This is a genomic window from Streptomyces chumphonensis (assembly GCF_014779715.1).
GTDB lineage: Bacteria > Actinomycetota > Actinomycetes > Streptomycetales > Streptomycetaceae > Streptomyces > Streptomyces chumphonensis.
Genome location: NZ_JACXYU010000004.1, coordinates 217,385 through 234,662 on the forward strand (window position 1 = coordinate 217,385; position 17,278 = coordinate 234,662).

Here is a 17,278-nt window from a genome sequence, read left to right on the forward strand (position 1 = left end):
CCGAACACGCGCCAGGCGAGCCGCCGACCGAAGCGGGAGCGAGGGTGAACAGCACGCGCAGGGGCCGGTCCGTAGGGCACTCGATCCACCGGGACGCCCTCGCAGACCTCAGACGCGCCGGGAAGCCCGCCGGGTTCTTCCTCCTGGCACTCTTCGTCGTGCTGGCCCTCTTCGTCGGCGGGGGTGCGCTCGTCGCCCTCCGAAGCGTCCCGACCCCACCCGCACAGGGCGGGGGCACCGACGGCGCCGCCGAAGGGGGCACGGACGAGGGGCCGGACGCCGCGCACGGGGCCGACCCCACCGCCTGGCAGGAGGCGGTCACGGCCTTCCTCACGACGGCCGACGACCCCGGGGCGGCGGACGCCGCCCGCTGGTTCCCGGGCGCCGCCGCCCCGACGGACCGCTTCGCCTACACCCCGCTCGGGCCCGGCGACCCCGGTGAGCAGCAGGACGACGGCACGGTCCAGGTGCGGCACACCGGGCTGCCCGAGTCCGACGTCCGCGCGGTGCTCGACGCCGTCGCCGGGGACGGCGCCGTCGACCCCGACACCCTCGCCGTCTCGGAGACCTCCGGCAGCGACGCGGGGTGGAGCCTGCGCTTCGTGGTGCGCGCCGGGGACGACGTCTGGTGGCAGGGCCGCGCGGTCGGGTACCTCACGCCCTCCGGGCGGCCCGTCCTGCTGCGTCTGGTGTACGAGAAGTGATCACCGGGGGCAGCATGGCGTCCGGCACGCGGTCCGACGGAAGGGGAACGGCATGGAACGGCTGCGCACGGCGGGGTCGGCCACGGCGCTGCTCGCGCTCCTCGCGCTGAGCGGCTGCGGGGACGGGGGCGGCTCCGGCGGTGGGAACCCGGACGGCCGCGGTCCGGTCCCCTCGGCCTCCCCGTCCACCGGCCGCCCGTACGACGACGCGTACTACCGCCTCCAGGTGGTCGCCTTCCTCGACTCCCTGGCGGCGCCCGAGAACGGCGGCTACCGGGCCTGGCTCCGGGACGACCCCGCGTACCTGGACTCCTTCGTCTACACCCCCCGGGACGCCCGCGACCCCGACGGCGACGAGCGGGGCGAGGACGGCGCGGTGTCGGTCGTCCCCAACCGGTTCACGCCCGGCGAGCGGACGGCGTTCTTCGCCGCCCTCACCCGGGACGGCACCGTCGTCCCCGACAGCCTGACCGTCACCCGGCCCTGGAACCCCGGACCGAGCGACAGCGACTACACGTTCACCTTCACCGTGCGCACGACCGACGGCCGCGAGCTGACGGGCACGGCCGGCGGCGCGCACAGCGGCACGCCGGACGAGGGGGCGATCACCCGGCTCACCTACGACCTCCCCTAGCGGGCGCGGGAGCCGCGTCGGGACGACCCACCGCCCCGGATCACCCCCGCTCGAACAGGGCCGCCGTGGGCACCGGGTCGTCGTCCGGCGGACCGCCGCCCGTCCCGGCCTTCTCCAGTGAGACGGCGTCGTCGTCCTTCGGACGGTCGATGCGCTGCCGGGCCGCCGCGGCCTCGTCGCCGAAGATCTCGGCGATGATGCGGGCCATCTTGTCCGGGTCCTTCTCCGGGTTGGTGTCGAAGATGTCGAGCACGAAGTCGTAGATGAACTCGACCTTCACCCGGGCGAGTTTGCCCGTGCGGTCCTTGACGACGCACACGCCCTTCTCGCCGCTGCCGAGCCCGAGGACCACGCCCGTGTTGTCGTCGTCCGGTTCCACGCCCAGGAACGCGCACGTCTTCGCCGCCTCCTCCTTCGACGTGGTGCCGAAGGCCCACACACCCGTGACGAAGCTGGAGTCGAAGTCGGCCGCGGACTGCGAGATCAGGCGCAGGAAGGTGTTCCGGGACCGGCCGAGCCGCTTGATGCGGTCGACGAGCGTGCGCGCCCGGGGGTTGTCCTTGCTGGTGTGCCACTCGTCCCAGGTGATGGCCTTCGGGATGGCCGGGTCGAGCGTGGCCATGATGTTCCAGGTGTTGTCGGCCATGAGGCCGGCGATCACGTCGGACAGCAGCTCCCGCTCGGACATGCTCTCCGGCGTCTTGCCCGGATCGGGCATCTGCAGACCGAGCGTGCAGAAGATGACGGTGTAGCCGACCGGGATGCGGAAGGGCCGCGTCGCCCGCCCGAAGACGAGCTGCCCGAGCCGGGTGCCCGAGACCTCGCGGAAGCGACGCCCCGGCGAGCCGGAGAACTGGCGGCACCGCTCCTGGTTGATGTTGGTCGGCGACGGCGGCAGCTTCTCCCACGCCTCCAGGATCTCCACGACGCGCATGAGGTAGGTGGTGCCGTTCCCCTCGGCGACGGCCGCGCCGACGGCCTGCCGCACGACGTCGCCGAAGTCGCTGCCGTTCTGCCCGGCGAGCAGGTCGGGGATGAGCCGCAGCAGCGTCTCGCGCATCAGCTGCGCGGCCTCCTCCGGGTTCTCCGCCTGGGCCGCCGGGTCCAGGACGCCGGGCTCGGCGTCGTAGATGTTGATGCACAGGACCTTGTCCGGGTTGAGACCGAGCTCCTCCGCGTACTTCTTGAGCACCAGGTAGTCGCCCTTGGGGTCCCAGACGATCTGGGTGATCCCGCGCAGGGCGTCCTCCCAGACCGGCTTCAGGCCCCGGCTGACGGTCTTGCCGCCGCCCGGGTCGCCCGGCACGCCCTCGGTGGGCGCGAGCTGGGAGGCCGTCGCGTACAGCATGTGGTCCAGGAAGACGGGCTCGGCCGGCTGGCCGCCGGGGCCGATCGTGTAGCCCTGGTAGAGCCCCTCGCCGTCCCCGACGGAGGGGGAGATGTGAGGCATGCCGGCGGCGAGGTAGTCCAGCGGCACGCGGCGGATGTAGTCGGAGTCCCGGGTCCGGCCGCCGGGCAGGGACTCGTAGAAGAAGAACTTCTGGTGGGTGGGCGGTGCGTCCATCGTGTACCCGCTCTCCCGCATGGCGCGGACGAGGTCGCGGGCACGGTCGCGCAGGAGCTCCTTGTCGGTGGCGGAGACGCCGAAGAGGGCCCGCATCCGCAGGAACGGCGTGCGGTGCTGGTCCACCAGGAACTTCATCTGGGTGACCATCTCCTTCTTCTGGTGGTACGTGAGGTCGGTGGCGACCCCGGCCTCCTCGTCGTTGAAGAACTGCTCCTCGATGTTGCGCAGGGCCCGGTCGGCGTCCTTGCGCGTGTCGGACAGCTCCTGGACCTCGAAGCCGACCGACTGGACGACGGGGAAGGGCAGCGCCTCGGTGCCGTTGAGCCAGAGCGTGCCGGGGAAGTTGACCTCGTCCGGCCCGACGGAGAGCGCGAACCACAGCTGGTACGAGGTGCCGGTGACGGTCTCGTGGCGCAGGCACTTGTACTGGTACTTGCCGATGCGGCCCAGCGGCTCGCGGGTGACCTCGCCGCCGCACAGGGCCTGCAGCTCGCCGGGCCCGTAGCGCTGGGGCGCCACGGCGGACGGGTCGGGCGCGGGCAGACCCGGGTGGGTGAGGTGGAGGAGCAGCATCTCCGCCTCCTGCCGTCCCACGGGCCGGCAGCGCAGCGGCGAGCCGCGCAGCGTGTCGCGGACGTCGTCGGCGGCGTCGTGCCAGACCGCGACCTCCGCCGGCGACGGCATCTCGTCGTCGAGGTCCAGGGGCTTGCGCACCTGGTCCAGCAGGCGCTGGACGCGGCCCCAGGCGCCGTCGTAGGACGCCCGGTCGCCCAGGCGGACGACGAGGTAGACGCGCTTGATCGGCCAGTCCGCCGCGTTGATGCGCTCGCGGACGTCGGCGAGCAGCAGGGGCCAGCCCTTGGCCGGGATGCCGTGCCGCTGGGTCCGCTCGTCCAGCCGCTCGGCCCACAGGTCGGCGTTGAACGGGAACTCCGTGGTGATCAGCCGCGTGTGGTGTGCGGCGCCGCGCGGCAGCCCGGACAGCGTGGCGTACATCTGGGCGAGGGCGGCCCGCTTGTCGAGCGGGCTCATCAGCTCCCAGCTGCGCGTCGGCACGCTGACGAGCGTGTAGGCGCCGTCGCGGTCGAGCATGATCCGGTCGTCCAGGTACCGGTACCCGATCCGCGACGGGGCCTGGTAGCCCTCCGGCCTGAGCCGGGACGTCACGTTCTTCACAGGTCAGGCCCTCCGCGCCGTGATGAGGAAGTCTTCGGCCGGTGCCCGCCGGTCACGGGCCCCGGGGGCCGCCGCCGGCCCGGTGGGCGGGTCGGCGGGGTGTTCCGCCCGCACCCCCGCCCGCGTCTCCTCCGGGGTCCGCACGGGCGTGGCGCCGCGGCTGTAGCCGTTCGGGAGCGGCAGCCGGGACGCCAGCTTCGGCAGGACGTCCGGGCAGGCCCGCCACACCGTGACGTGGTGGCGCGGCGCGCCGTGTCCCTTGCGGACGGGCACACCCCGCCGGTGCACCGGATCGTCGAGCAAATCCCGCCACAGGGCGCGCACGAGCCCGAAAATGCCCAGGTTGTGCCGGACGGGACGGCGGGACGCCATGGCCGCGACCAGCGGAGGGGTGAACAGGATGAGGAGGTACGGCAGGCCGACGGGAGGGCTCGTCCCGAGGAAGGCCGCCGCCGCCCGGATCGGTGGGGCGAGCACCATGGTGTAGGTGAGGAGCCAGACGACCAGGGTGATGCCGAAGACCTTGATGTCGTCGACGAACAGCCCCTCCTTGAGCGGGACGTTCGCCTTCCCGACCCTGCGCAGCGCCTTCTTGACCTTGAACGCCTCGGTGTAGTCGCGCAGGGTGATCCGCTCGTCCTCCATCACCCCTCCCTCCCCGTCACTGCCCGCGCCACCGGTCCGTCCCCGTCAGCCGGGTCACACCGCTTCCCCGGTCCCGAGCATCGGGTCCCAGACGTTGGTCTTGATGAAGCCGCCGATGTCGCCCAGCGTCTCCTCGGGCGCACCGACGATCATGAACGTGAAGCCGCCGATGAGCACGATGCTGCCCACCACGACCCACTTGCGCTGGCTCTCGCTGAAGAAGGCGGTGACCAGGGCGAGGATCACGGTGATGGCGAGGATCGCCTTGCCGTAGGTCTCCGCCGTGGTGACCACGCCGCCGGGGGCGGCCAGGACGGTGTGCGCGCCGGCCGGTATGCCGTTCATCGTCTGCTGGAGCATGTGTCCTTCTGTCCTCTCCTGTGGGGCGTGCGCCGGGGGCGCCCCCTCGGTTGACCGGGGCCCTGCCGATGAGGGCGGCCCGGTCGGCGCGACGGTCCGCGCGGTCCGCGGGTGAGCGGACCGGTGTGGCGTTCTTGTGTATAGACGTTGAGCAGCGGTCTCCGGATGCGGTCAGCGCCGCTCAATCGGCGGGATTCCCCTCCGGAGAGGCGGTCGGCGACTGACTCGGCGAGAACAGGTCCGCGGGCCCCTCCGTGGGCCGTACCTCCGGCACACCCCCGCCGCCGCCCACCGTGCCGCCCACCGGCGGCGTCGGGTCACCGGCGAAGTACCACTGGCCGTCCTTCCGCTGCGCCGCGACCGAGTACCGCGAGGTCTGCGCCGACTCGCCGTCGAGGCCCAGCATCGTCACGGTGAACGTCACCGTGCGGCGGTCGCCCGACCCGCCCTTCTTCGGCACCGGCACGAACACGTCGTCGACGGTGGGGCGGCCGCCCGTCCCCGAGCCGGTGAAGGCGCCGCCGAGACCGAACGACGTGACCCCGGGCAGCAGGTAGCGCTTGAGGTTCGTCTTGTCGCCCTGCTGCCACGCGGCCATGAAGGGCGGCAGCAGCTCGGTGGCGAACGTCGCGGCGAGCTCGGTGTCGTTGTCCGCCCCGCCCTGGCGCTCCGGCGGCGTGGTGATGCCCGAGCACGACGTGTAGACGGGTGCTCCGGTGAGTCCGAAGGACGTCGTGCCCTCGCGCCGCGCCACGTACAGCGGGACGGCGACGCACCGCCAGGAGCCGTCCTGGATCTGCACGGTCGCGTGCACCGTCCCCCGGTCCTCCCCGGTCCGCTGGACGTCCCGGCCGATCACCATGTCGAGCACGCTCTGCCGTCCCGAGCCGTTCCAGCCGAGCTGCGGGTCCAGGCCGTTGATCGCGTACGGGGCGAGGGCCTGGGAACGCTGCTCGGCGAGTTCCGCGTCGTAGGTGGCGAAGGCCTTGACGACCGGGGCGGCCCACAGCTGCGCCGCCCCGTCGGGGAAGGTGTCCTGCTCCGGCTCGGCCTGCCCGTCCACGATCGCCCGCACGTCGGCGGGCGTGGCCTTGCCGTTCACGGTGACGGTCAGGAAGAACAGCAGCAGGACGGCCAGGACGCCCAGGAACCGGCGTGCCATCACCGGCCGACGCGCCCCCGCCCACTTCCGGGCGGGCGAGACGACGCGGCCCTTGGGCGCCTTGCCCGACGTCCCCGCCGTTCCGCCGTCACCCGGGGCGTCGGCCGTCTCCGGCGCGCGCTTCCGCTTCCCCTCGCGGCCCGCAGGCCGCCGCCCGCGCCGGTCGCGTCCCTTTCCGCCCGTGCGCCCCTTCCGGCCCCGGCCGCCCCGGTCGCCCGCCGTGCCGTCGGCCGTGCCGGTCCCGGGCTCCGGGAGCGAGGGGGCGGGCTCGGCGCGTACCGTCGGCGTCCACGCCTCGCCCGGCGGGGCGGGCTCCGACAGCTGCTTCCGCCGGCCCGCGAGCCCCCGCACCCGCTCGGACGGGCCGGTCCGTCGCCGGATGACCATGTCCTCGGTCAGGGGCGGCAGGTGCGCCTGCGCGCGGCCGTCCTGCTCGGCGGGGGCGCCGCCGTGCGCGGCTCGGCGGGGTTCCTCCGGCGGCTGCGTGCTGCCCTGGGGCGGCGTGGTCACGGTGTCCCCTTCACTGCCACCGCGCTCCGGCACGGAACGCACGAACGGTTCGCGGGCGGCGTCGGCGCGCTGGTCAGCGTGGACCCCCCGGGCTTCTCTGTCTATACACTGGTCAGTATAGGGCCCGGTGCCGACATCGTCCCTGGTCGGTCGTCGTGCGCCCAGGGCTGCAGCAGGACTGAGACCTTTTCAGCACCCCCGCGCGACAGGGTGGTTGACGTCGAGGAGGCACCCTCGGGGGCGTCCGGGCCCGACGGACGCGTGGCCGCGGGGGCGGGCCGGCGCCCGTCCGTCCGCCGACCTGAGGACGGCCGCACAAGCGGCGCCGGGACCGGGCACGGTCTCCGGCGCCGGGGCGCGGGTCATCGTCCCGAGCGGTGCCGCGACGTCGTCGCACCACGCCCGCTCCCCACCTCGCACCGGGGGCCGACCGAGGTGTGGGGGCGCGTCCGGCGACCGCGCCGCCGTGCCGCCCGGCGGGTCAGCGGTTGCCGCGGTGCTTGACGGTCGCCTTCTGCGTCTTGCCGTGGTGCTTGGCGTTCCCGCCGCCCCACGCCTCGCGCATCGCCTGCCGGGTGTGCTGCCGGAAGGCGGCGTTCTTCGAGCTCTCCTGCTCGGCGAAGCCGCCACGGTCCTGCCGGTGCTTCTTGGACATGGCCTGCCCCTCCTCGTCGTCCCTCCACTGTCGCCCGAACGGAGCAATCCGGCATCTCGGGCCGCCCCTCGCCCCTCCGCACCCCGGGGCCGTACGATCCGGCCATGGCGAACAACGGCCCGAACGGTCAGTGGTACCCGCCGACGTGGCCGGACCGCATCCGCGCCCACCGGCGCGGCGAGCTCACCCCCGTGGTGCCCCGGCGGGCCGCCACCGTCATGCTCCTGCGCGACGGCGCCGGGACGCGGACCGGGCCCGAGGTGCACATGATCCGCCGCCGGGCGTCGATGGCCTTCGCCGGCGGCGCCTACGCCTACCCCGGCGGCGCCGTCGACCCGCGCGACGAGGCGGAGGTCCGCTGGGGCGGTCCGGACCGCACCGCCTGGGCGGACCGCCTCGGAGTCGGCCCCGCCGAGGCCCAGGCCGTCGTCTGCGCGGCGGTGCGGGAGACCTTCGAGGAGGCGGGCGTCCTGCTCGCCGGCCCGGACGCGCGGACCGTCGTCGCGGACACCACCGGCGCCGACTGGGAGGCCGACCGCCGGGCCCTCGTCGAGCGCGAACTGTCCTTCGCCGCGTTCCTCGCCCGCCGCGATCTCGTCCTGCGCAGCGACCTCCTCGGCGCGTGGGCCCGCTGGATCACGCCGGAGTTCGAGGAGCGCCGCTACGACACCTGGTTCTTCGTCGCCGCCCTGCCACCGGGCCAGCGCACCCGCAACGCCTCCACCGAGGCCGACCGCACGGTGTGGACCGCCCCCGCCGACGCGGCCGCCGGGTACGACCGGGGCGAGCTGCTGATGATGCCGCCCACCATCGCCACCCTCCGCGACCTGGCGGGGCTCGACGCGGCGGCCGACGCCCTCACCGCGTCCGCCGGACGCGACCTGACGCCGGTCCTGGCCGAGGTCACACTGGAGGGTGAGGAGATCGTGCTCAGCTGGCCCGGGCACGAGGAGTTCGAGAAGAGGATCCTCCCCCGATGACGAACGCCGCCGAGCTTCCGGGGCAGCCGCGCGGAGCCGTGGTCAGCGGACCGGCGACGCGGCGGGCCCGCTGCGTCCTGGCGCCCAACCCGTCCGCGATGACGCTGGACGGCACCAACACCTGGATCGTCGCCGAGCCGGACGCCCGCGACGCCGTCGTCATCGACCCCGGGCCGCTCGACGAGGGCCACCTGCGCGAGGTCGTCGCCACGGTGGAACGCGACGGGAGGCGGGTGGCGCTCACCCTGCTCACCCACGGCCACCCCGACCACGCCGAAGGCGCCGCCCGGTTCGCCGAGCTGACCGGGTCGAACGTCCGCGCGCTCGACCCCGCCCTGCGTTTGGGCGACGAGGGGCTCGGCGTCGGGGACGTGGTGACGACGGGCGGCCTGGAGCTGCACGTCGTCCCGACGCCCGGCCACACCCGGGACTCGCTGAGCTTCCACCTCCCGGCCGACGCCGCCGTCATCACCGGGGACACCGTCCTCGGGCGCGGCACGACGGTCGTCGCCCACCCCGACGGCCGGCTCGGCGACTACCTGGACTCGCTGCGGCGGCTGCGCTCCCTCGCCGTGGACGACGGCGTCTCGACGATCCTCCCCGGCCACGGGCCCGTCCTCGGCGACGCCCAGGGCGCCATCGACTACTACCTCGTGCACCGCGCGAAGCGGCTGGCCCAGGTGGAGACGGCGGTGGAGAACGGCCTGCGCACCGCCGCCGAGGTCGTCGCCCACGTCTACGCGGACGTCGACCGGAGCCTGTGGCCCGCCGCCGAGCTGTCCGTCCTGGCCCAGCTCGACTACCTGGAGGAACACGGCCTCGTGTGACCCGGCCCCGGCGGTTCGGCCACCGGGGCCGCGGCGGCCGGTGGGGCGGCGGCCGTCAGCGGGAGCGCTTGGCCAGCCGCTCGACGTCGAGCAGGATCACCGCACGCGCCTCCAGCCGCAGCCAGCCCCGGCTGGCGAAGTCGGCGAGCGCCTTGTTGACCGTCTCCCGGGAGGCGCCGACGAGCTGGGCCAGCTCCTCCTGGGTGAGGTCGTGGACGACGTGGATGCCCTCCTCGGACTGCACGCCGAACCGGCGGGAGAGGTCCAGCAGGGCCTTGGCCACGCGGCCGGGCACGTCGGAGAAGACCAGGTCCGACATGGAGTCGTTGGTGCGGCGCAGCCGGCGGGCCACGGCGCGCAGCAGCGCGGAGGCCACCTCGGGCCGCACGTTCAGCCACGGCTGGAGGTCGCCGTGCCCCAGGCCCAGCAGCTTCACCTCGGTCAGCGCGCTGGCCGTGGCCGTGCGCGGGCCCGGGTCGAAGAGGGACAGCTCACCGATGAGCTCGCCGGGACCGAGGACGGCGAGCATGTTCTCCCGGCCGTCGGGGGAGCTGCGGTGCAGCTTCACCTTCCCCTCGGTGACGACGTAGAGCCGGTCGCCGGGGTCGCCCTCGTGGAAAAGGGCCTCGCCTCGGGCCAGCGTCGTCTCTGACATGGAGGCACGCAGCTCAGCCGCCTGCTCTTCATCCAGCGCCGCGAACAGCGGGGCGCGCCGCAGAACGTCGTCCACGAGTGTTCTCCTTGTCGACCTGCGCATGAGGGTACGGGGCCCATGATGCCGGACGTCTGAAACAGTGCGATCAATCACAAGTTTGACGCACCGGGCCCTCACAGTGTGAGGCAGGGGTGCGAACGGGCAGGGATTGGTCCGGGTCAACGGCGAATGTCGGCCCGCCCCCGTACGCTGGCCGGGTGGTCGATAGCCCAGTGAGAGCACAGGAGAGGGGGCCGGACGGGTGAGCGCTTCCGGTGGTTCCGCCCGGGGCGAACGTGGTTCCGCCAACCGGTCGAAGGCGGCGAGCCCGGGACGACGGAAGGGTGCCCGCGCGAAGCCCGAGACCCGGCTGGGCATGGTCCGCCGGGCGCGTCGCATCAACCGCGAGCTGGCCGACGTCTACTACTACGCCCACCCCGAGCTGGACTTCGACAACCCCTTCCAGCTCCTCGTCGCCACCGTCCTGTCGGCCCAGACGACGGACCTGCGGGTCAACCAGACGACGCCCGCCCTCTTCGCCGCCTACCCGGCCCCCGAGGACATGGCGGCGGCCGACCCGGAGCTGCTGGAGGAGCTGATCCGCCCCACCGGCTTCTTCCGCAACAAGACGAAGTCGCTGATCGGGCTCTCGGCGGCGCTGCGGGACGACTTCGCGGGCGAGGTGCCCGGGACGCTGGAGGAGCTCGTGAAGCTCCCCGGCGTCGGCCGCAAGACGGCGTTCGTCGTCCTCGGCAACGCCTTCGGCGTCCCCGGGTTGACCGTCGACACCCACTTCGGCCGCCTCGTGCGCCGCTGGGGCCTCACCGACCAGACCGACCCCGACCGCGTCGAGGCCGAGATCGCGGAGATCATCCCGAAGAAGGAGTGGACGGACTTCTCGCACCGCACGATCTTCCACGGCCGCCGCGTCTGCCACTCCCGCAAGCCCGCCTGCGGCGCCTGCCCGATCGCCGAGCTGTGCCCCGCCTACGGGGAGGGCGAGACGGACCCGGAGAAGGCGCGGAAGCTGCTCAAGTACGAGATGGGCGGGCAGCCCGGCCAGCGGCTGCGGCCCCCGGCCGACTACCCCGGCCGGCCCGCCCCCGGCCCCTCCGCCGACCAGCCCGCCGATCCGGGGGCGGCCCGGTGAGGGTCCCGGAGACGGACGGCGCGCCCGTCCTGGTCAGCGCGGACGGCATCCCCACCTGGCTGGAGCCGGTCGCCGAGGCCGTCGCGACGGTCCGCCCCGAGCAGCTGAGCCGCTTCCTGCCCCCGGCCACCGGTGGGCGGCAGTCCGCCGTGCTCGTGCTGTTCGGCGAGGTGGCCGGACCCGACGGCGCCCCGGGAGCCGACCTGCTGCTCATGGAGCGGTCCAGCACCCTGCGGTCGCACGCCGGTCAGCCCTCCTTCCCCGGCGGCGCCCTCGACCCGGAGGACGGCGACCCGCAGGGCGACGGCCCGCTGCGGGCCGCGCTGCGGGAGGCCCAGGAGGAGACGGCGCTCGACCCGGCGGGCGTCCAGGTGTTCGGCGTGCTGCCCAAGCTCTACATCCCGGTGAGCGGATTCGTCGTCACGCCCGTGCTGGGCTGGTGGCGGGACCGCACACCCGTGCAGGTCGTGGACGTCGGGGAGACGGCACGGGTGTTCACCGTCCCCGTGCACGAGCTGGCCGACCCCGACAACCGCGGCACCGTCGTGCATCCCAGCGGCTACCGCGGCCCGTGCTTCCAGGTGCGCGGCAGTCTCGTGTGGGGCTTCACGGCCGGCGTGATCGACCGCATCCTGCACTACTCCGGCTGGGAGCGGCCCTGGGACGCCGGGCGGCGCATACCGCTGGACCGGTCCCCCTGAGCCACCCGCCGCGCGGCGGTCCGCGGCGGAGGTCCGCAGTGCGGCCGGGACGGATGGTGCATACGGTGCTGCTGATGCGGACGACGAAGAGACGGCGCACGTCGACGACGGCCCTCGGCGACGCGCGCGCACGTGGTGAGACGGCGAACGAGGCGAGGCTGACACGGTGAACGTGCTGGACATCCTGCTGGTGCTCGCGGCCCTGTGGTTCGCCGTCATCGGCTACCGGCAGGGCTTCGTCGTCGGCGTGCTCTCCGTCGCCGGCTTCCTCGGCGGCGGGCTGGTCGCCGTCATGCTGCTGCCGCCGCTGTGGAGCGAGCTGAGCGGGGGTGCGGCGGCCGGGACCTGGCAGGCGGTCGCCGCCGTCGTCATCGTCATCGTGTGCGCCTCCGTCGGGCAGGCGTTCACCACGCAGCTGGGGAACCGCGTCCGCCGCCACATCACCTGGTCGCCCGCCCGGGCCCTGGACGCCTCCGGCGGGGCCCTGGTGCACGTCGTGGCCCTGCTGTTCGTCGCCTGGCTGATCGGCTCCGAGCTGGCGAAGACGTCGCTGTCCACGCTCGGCCGCGAGGTGCGGGGCTCCGTCGTGCTGCACAGCGTGTCGCAGGCGATGCCGCGGCAGGCGAACACCTGGTTCACGGGGTTCAGCACCGTCCTCGGGCAGAACGGCTTCCCCCAGGTGTTCTCCCCGTTCGCCAACGAACCGATCACCGACGTCCCCGCGCCCGACCCGCAGCTCGCCACGAGTTCCGCCGTGGACCGGGCCAGGGGCTCGATCGTCAAGATCACCGGAACCGCCCCCAGCTGCGCCAAGGCGCTGGAGGGCACGGGCTTCGTCTTCCACCCCGAGCGCGTCATGACCAACGCCCACGTCGTCGGCGGAGTCGACGAGCCGACGGTCCAGGTCGGCGGGGAAGGACGGCTCTACGACGCGCGGGTCGTCCTCTACGACTGGGAGCGCGACGTCGCCGTGCTCGACGTACCGGGCCTCGACGCGCCCGCCCTGAAGCTCTCCGACGGCGACGCGACCACCGGCGACGGCGCCGTCGTCGCCGGCTTCCCCGAGAACGGCGGCTTCGACGCCCGCTCGGCCCGGGTCCGCGGCCGCGTCCAGGCCAAGGGCCCCGACATCTACCACCGCGGCACCGTCCGGCGCGACGTCTACTCCCTGCGCACCGTCGTCCGGCAGGGGAACTCCGGCGGGCCGCTGCTCACGCCACAGGGCGAGGTGTACGGCGTCGTCTTCGCCAAGTCCCTCGACGACCCGCAGACCGGCTACGCCCTGACGCTGGACGAGGTCCGCGAGAACGTCACCCGGGGCCGCGCCGCCGGGCGTCCGGTGGACAGCCAGGGCTGCGCGATGTGAGACCCGCGAGGTGAGACCGCCGCCCGCGCCGTGGCGGGGTCAGCCGCGCGGATGGCGCAACCGGGCGCCCACCCAGCGGGCGCGGCGGCCCAGGATGCGGGGAATGCCGATTCCGGGATCGCCCCCCTCGCGCGGCTCGCGCAGGACGCGGGGATGATGCACCGCCCGTCCGGCCGGGTACGAACCGGCCCCCCTGCCACGGATGTTGCGAGACACGTCACGTTGGTCGTGCGTCCAGCCCATACCTCCGACTGTGCCCGCCCGGTGGCGCGGGTAACCGCGAAAAGTCCCACCCGATCGGCCTATGCGCCGGTCACGTGTCGGCCCGGGCGGCCGACCGTCGGAAGGATCCGGCCGGCCCGGTCAGCGGTCCGGCTCGGGGTCCTTCAGCCAGTCGACCAGCTCCGTGTTGAACGCCACCGGGTCCTCCTCGTGCGGGAAGTGCCCCAGCCCGTCGAAGAGCCGCCACCGGTAGGGCGCCTCGACGTACTGCCCGGACCCGGCCGCGCTGCGCGTGCGCAGCACCGGGTCGAGGGAGCCGTGCAGGTGCAGCGTCGGCACCCGGACCAGGCGTTTCATCCGGCGGTAGTACTGGAGGCCGTCCGGACGGGCGAGCGAGCGCACCAGCCAGCGGTAGGGCTCGACCGAGCAGTGCGCGGTCGACGGGATGCACATGGCCCGCCGGTAGACGTCGAGCACCTCGTCGTCGAACGCGGCGGACACCCGCGGCCCCGCCCACTCCCGCACCAGACGGCCCACGAGGGCGCCCTCGTCCGCCACGAGCTGCCGCTCCGGCACCCACGGCCGCTGGAAGCCCCAGATGTGCGAACCGGCGGTGCTCTGCCTGACGTCGCGCAGCATCGACGCACGCCAGCGCCGGGGGTGGGGCATCGAGACGACGGCCAGCCGCCGGATCAGCTTCGGACGCATCACGGCGGCCGTCCAGCCCAGGTAGCCGCCGAGGTCGTGGCCGACCAGCGCCGCGTCCGGCTCGCCCAGCGAACGCACCACGCCGGTGATGTCCAGCGCGAGGTTCGACGGGTCGTACCCGCGCGGCGTGCGGTCGCTGCCGCCCACGCCCCGCAGGTCCATCGCCACGGCCCGGTAGCCCGCGTCGGCCAGCGCCGTCAGCTGGTGGCGCCAGGTCCACCAGAACTGCGGGAAGCCGTGCACGAGCAGGACCAGCGGGCCGTCGCCCAACTCGGCGATGTGGAAGCGGGCGCCGTTGGCGGCGACGTCCCGGTGCGTCCAGGGGCCGTCGAGCGCCGGGACGGAGGGGCCGGGTGAGGCGGGGTCGGTCATAGCGAGGAGTCTGTCACTTCTCCAGCGTCGCGCCGCCCGACCCGGCCCCCACGGCGGGTTCCCGGTCGGCCGAGGACACCGGGACCGGCCCCGGCGCCGGACGCTCCCCGGCCCCGGCGCGCGGGTGCGGCTTGGCGTTCGACAGCACGGCCGCCGACTCCTTCGCCGAGGCGATGGACCGCTTCGGCGCCTGGATCTTCTTCAGCAGCGACTTCGCCACCAGCCCGCACACCACCGCGAACACCAGCATCAGGGCACCGACGATCGCCAGCGCGACCGCGAGCGGGATCTTCCACCACGCCTCCAGCCAGTACGCCAGCGCGAAGCTGAAGACCGGCACGGAGAAGAGCGCCAGCACACCCGCGACGATGATCGCACCGCTGCCGGCGACGCCGCGCGCGACGGACTGCCGCATCTCCGTCTTCGCCAGCGCGATCTCCTCGTGCACCAGCGCCGACAACTCGGACGTCGCCGAGGCGACCAACTGGCCGAGGCTGCGCCCCTCCTGGGCATCGCTCATCGCTCACTCCTTGGCTGACTTCTCTCAGCGTGTCGTTCCGTCGGTCGGGTCACACCACTACCACGGGTACCCGTGGTACCCGGGGTATCAGCATGCCGGACGGGCCCGCCCCCCGCCGCGTCCGGCTCCGCGTTTCGACCCGCCGCCGTGCCCGCCGGGGGCTCCCGTCGCCGCGCGTACCCCTGCGTACCGCCCGATATGCGGCACCCCGCACCCCGGCCACCCCCAGCGGAACGGCGAAGGTGCCGGGACGCCCACGCGTCCCGGCACCTCCTCGGCCCGCGCCCCGGAACCCCCCGGGGCCGCGCGCCCGCCGTCAGTCCTCGCCGGGGGCGCTGGGCAGCTTCTCCTGGATCAATCCCATGACGGAGGGGTCGGTCAGCGTGGTGACGTCCCCGAGCTGGCGGTCCTCGGCGATGTCCCGCAGGAGACGGCGCATGATCTTGCCGGACCGCGTCTTCGGCAGCTCCGCGACCGCCAGGACGCGCTTGGGCTTGGCGATCGGACCGAGCTGCTGAGCCACGTGCGCCCGCAGCTCGTCGACCAGCCCCTCGCTCTCGGCCGCCGTACCGCGCAGGATGACGAACGCGCAGATCGACTGCGTCGTCTGCGGGTCCGCCGCCCCGACGACGGCCGCCTCGGCGACCGAGGGGTGCGACACCAGGGCCGACTCCACCTCCGTGGTGGAGATGTTGTGCCCCGAGACCAGCATGACGTCGTCGACGCGGCCGAGCAGCCAGATGTCGCCGTCGTCGTCCTTCTTCGCGCCGTCACCGGCGAAGTAGCGGTTCTCGAAGCGTGCCCAGTAGGTGTCCAGGTAGCGCTGGTCGTCACCCCAGATGGTGCGCAGCATCGACGGCCACGGCTCGGTCAGCACGAGGTAGCCGCCGCTGCCGTCGGGCACCTCGCGGGCCTCGTCGTCCACCACCGTCGCCGCGATGCCCGGCAGCGGGACCTGGGCGGAGCCGGGCTTGGTGGCGGTGACGCCCGGCAGCGGGCTGATCATGATGCTGCCCGTCTCCGTCTGCCACCAGGTGTCGACGACCGGCGTGCGGCCGCCGCCGATGTGCTCGCGGTACCAGACCCACGCCTCGGGGTTGATCGGCTCGCCCACCGAGCCCAGGATCCGCAGCGCGGAGAGGTCGTACTTCGCCGGGATGTCGTCGCCCCACTTCATGCAGGCGCGGATCGCCGTGGGCGCCGTGTAGAAGATCGTGACGCCGTACTTCTCGGCGATCTCCCACCAGCGGCCCTTGTGCGGGGAGTCGGGCGTGCCCTCGTACATGACCTGGGTCGCCCCGTTGGCCAGCGGGCCGTAGACGATGTACGAGTGGCCCGTCACCCAGCCGATGTCGGCGGTGCACCAGAAGACGTCCGACTCGGGCTTGAGGTCGAAGACGGCGTGGTGGGTGTAGGCGGCCTGGGTCAGGTACCCCCCGCTGGTGTGCAGGATGCCCTTGGGCTTCCCGGTCGTGCCGGAGGTGTAGAGGATGAACAGCGGCTGCTCCGCGCCGAACGCCTGCGGGGTGTGCTCCTCGCTCTGCCGGTCCACCAGCTCGTGCCACCACACGTCCCGGCCCTCGGTCCAGTCGACGTCCTGGCCGGTGCGGCGCACGACGACGACGCTGCGGACGTCCTCCGTGCCGGGGCGGGTCAGCGCCTCGTCCACGGCGGGCTTCAGCGGGCTGGCCCCGCCCTTGCGGTAGCCGCCGTCGGAGGTGATGACGACGCGGGCCTGGGCGTCCTGGATGCGGGTCGCCAGCGCGTCGGCGGAGAAGCCGCCGAAGACCACGGAGTGGGGCGCTCCGAGGCGGGCGCAGGCCAGCATCGCGAACACGGCCTCGGGGATCATCGGCAGGTAGATGGCCACCCGGTCCCCGGCCCGGACGCCCAGCTCGGTGAGGGCGTTGGCCGCCCTGGAGACCTCGCGCTGGAGGTCGGCGTAGGTGATGGTGCGGCTGTCGCCCGGTTCGCCCTCGAAGTGGATGGCGACCCGGTCGCCGTGCCCGGCCTGGACGTGGCGGTCCACGCAGTTGTGGGCGACGTTCAGCTCGCCGTCCTGGAACCACTTGGCGAACGGCGGGTTCGACCAGTCGAGGGTCTCGGTGGGCTCGGTGGCCCAGTCCAGCCTGCGGGCCTGCTCCGCCCAGAAGCCCAGCCGGTCGGCGCGCGCCCGCTCGTAGGCGTCGGCGGTCACGTTGGCGGCGGCGGCCAGCTCGGTCGGCGGCTCGAACCTCCGCTCCTCCTTGAGCAGGTTGGCCAGGCTTTCGTTGCTCACGACATCTCCCTTTCCCAGGGTGTGCGCTGTGTCCCAGCTCATACCTC

General features: G+C 73.7%; 17 protein-coding genes. 7 read left to right on the forward strand and 10 right to left on the reverse strand.

The features are described 5' to 3' along the window. The first annotated feature begins 44 nt into the window (after positions 1-44). Both IF129_RS10930 and IF129_RS10935 read left to right on the forward strand, forming a co-directional pair. A complete protein-coding gene (locus tag IF129_RS10930) occupies positions 45-704 on the forward strand; it encodes a hypothetical protein (protein ID WP_191209365.1) in 660 nt (219 codons plus the stop codon). A 52-nt stretch (positions 705-756) separates the two neighbouring features. Continuing rightward, complete coding sequence (locus IF129_RS10935) at positions 757-1,338, forward strand: hypothetical protein (protein WP_191209366.1); 582 nt, start codon at positions 757-759, stop codon at positions 1,336-1,338. 40 nt (positions 1,339-1,378) lie between these two features. On the opposite strand, the gene IF129_RS26935 is transcribed toward IF129_RS10935, so the two are convergent. The 5 genes from IF129_RS26935 to IF129_RS10960 all read right to left on the reverse strand — a co-directional run bounded on the left by IF129_RS26935 (position 1,379) and on the right by IF129_RS10960 (position 7,413). After that, positions 1,379-4,081 (reverse strand): ATP-binding protein, encoded by a 2,703-nt coding sequence (locus IF129_RS26935; protein WP_191209367.1) that lies wholly within the window; start codon positions 4,079-4,081, stop codon positions 1,379-1,381. 3 nt (positions 4,082-4,084) lie between these two features. Then, positions 4,085-4,726 (reverse strand): hypothetical protein, encoded by a 642-nt coding sequence (locus tag IF129_RS10945; RefSeq protein ID WP_191209368.1) that lies wholly within the window; start codon positions 4,724-4,726, stop codon positions 4,085-4,087. Between the two features lie 54 nt (positions 4,727-4,780). Further along, positions 4,781-5,086, reverse strand: a complete 306-nt coding sequence (locus tag IF129_RS10950) for a hypothetical protein (RefSeq protein WP_191209369.1) — start codon at positions 5,084-5,086, stop codon at positions 4,781-4,783. A 181-nt stretch (positions 5,087-5,267) separates the two neighbouring features. Beyond that, the gene (locus tag IF129_RS10955) at positions 5,268-6,758 is read right to left on the reverse strand and encodes a conjugal transfer protein (protein WP_191209370.1); all 1,491 of its coding nucleotides are present in this window, start codon (positions 6,756-6,758) and stop codon (positions 5,268-5,270) included. A 481-nt stretch (positions 6,759-7,239) separates the two neighbouring features. After that, positions 7,240-7,413 (reverse strand): hypothetical protein, encoded by a 174-nt coding sequence (locus tag IF129_RS10960; RefSeq protein WP_191209371.1) that lies wholly within the window; start codon positions 7,411-7,413, stop codon positions 7,240-7,242. Positions 7,414-7,517: 104 nt separating this feature from the next. Between IF129_RS10960 and IF129_RS10965 the strand changes: the two genes are divergently transcribed. Continuing rightward, positions 7,518-8,393, forward strand: a complete 876-nt coding sequence (locus IF129_RS10965) for an NUDIX hydrolase (protein WP_191209372.1) — start codon at positions 7,518-7,520, stop codon at positions 8,391-8,393. After that, positions 8,390-9,220, forward strand: coding sequence for an MBL fold metallo-hydrolase (locus IF129_RS10970; protein ID WP_191209373.1), 831 nt, complete (start codon positions 8,390-8,392; stop codon positions 9,218-9,220). The genes IF129_RS10965 and IF129_RS10970 overlap by 4 nt, the downstream gene beginning before the upstream one ends. Before the next feature lie 55 nt (positions 9,221-9,275). Here the strand turns inward: IF129_RS10970 and IF129_RS10975 are convergent, their stop codons facing one another. Further along, positions 9,276-9,950 (reverse strand): Crp/Fnr family transcriptional regulator, encoded by a 675-nt coding sequence (locus tag IF129_RS10975; protein ID WP_191209374.1) that lies wholly within the window; start codon positions 9,948-9,950, stop codon positions 9,276-9,278. A 226-nt stretch (positions 9,951-10,176) separates the two neighbouring features. On the opposite strand from IF129_RS10975, the gene nth reads away from it, so the two are divergent. From nth to IF129_RS10990, 3 genes are all read left to right on the forward strand, one after another. Beyond that, positions 10,177-11,064: an endonuclease III gene (gene nth / locus IF129_RS10980; RefSeq protein ID WP_191209375.1), complete on the forward strand. Its 888-nt coding sequence runs from the start codon at positions 10,177-10,179 to the stop codon at positions 11,062-11,064. After that, the gene (locus IF129_RS10985; RefSeq protein ID WP_191209376.1) at positions 11,061-11,765 is read left to right on the forward strand and encodes an NUDIX hydrolase; all 705 of its coding nucleotides are present in this window, start codon (positions 11,061-11,063) and stop codon (positions 11,763-11,765) included. The genes nth and IF129_RS10985 overlap by 4 nt, the downstream gene beginning before the upstream one ends. A gap of 166 nt (positions 11,766-11,931) precedes the next feature. After that, entirely contained in the window at positions 11,932-13,131 is a 1,200-nt protein-coding gene (locus tag IF129_RS10990; protein WP_191209377.1) for a MarP family serine protease, read from the forward strand. Positions 13,132-13,170: 39 nt separating this feature from the next. On the opposite strand, the gene IF129_RS26275 is transcribed toward IF129_RS10990, so the two are convergent. The 4 genes from IF129_RS26275 to acs all read right to left on the reverse strand — a co-directional run bounded on the left by IF129_RS26275 (position 13,171) and on the right by acs (position 17,231). After that, complete coding sequence (locus tag IF129_RS26275; RefSeq protein WP_224754741.1) at positions 13,171-13,374, reverse strand: hypothetical protein; 204 nt, start codon at positions 13,372-13,374, stop codon at positions 13,171-13,173. A gap of 120 nt (positions 13,375-13,494) precedes the next feature. After that, positions 13,495-14,433, reverse strand: coding sequence for an alpha/beta fold hydrolase (locus tag IF129_RS10995; protein WP_191209378.1), 939 nt, complete (start codon positions 14,431-14,433; stop codon positions 13,495-13,497). Between the two features lie 13 nt (positions 14,434-14,446). Beyond that, positions 14,447-14,953, reverse strand: coding sequence for a phage holin family protein (locus tag IF129_RS11000; protein ID WP_191209379.1), 507 nt, complete (start codon positions 14,951-14,953; stop codon positions 14,447-14,449). 316 nt (positions 14,954-15,269) lie between these two features. After that, a complete protein-coding gene (acs, locus tag IF129_RS11005) occupies positions 15,270-17,231 on the reverse strand; it encodes an acetate--CoA ligase (RefSeq protein ID WP_191209380.1) in 1,962 nt (653 codons plus the stop codon). Positions 17,232-17,278 lie beyond the last annotated feature (47 nt).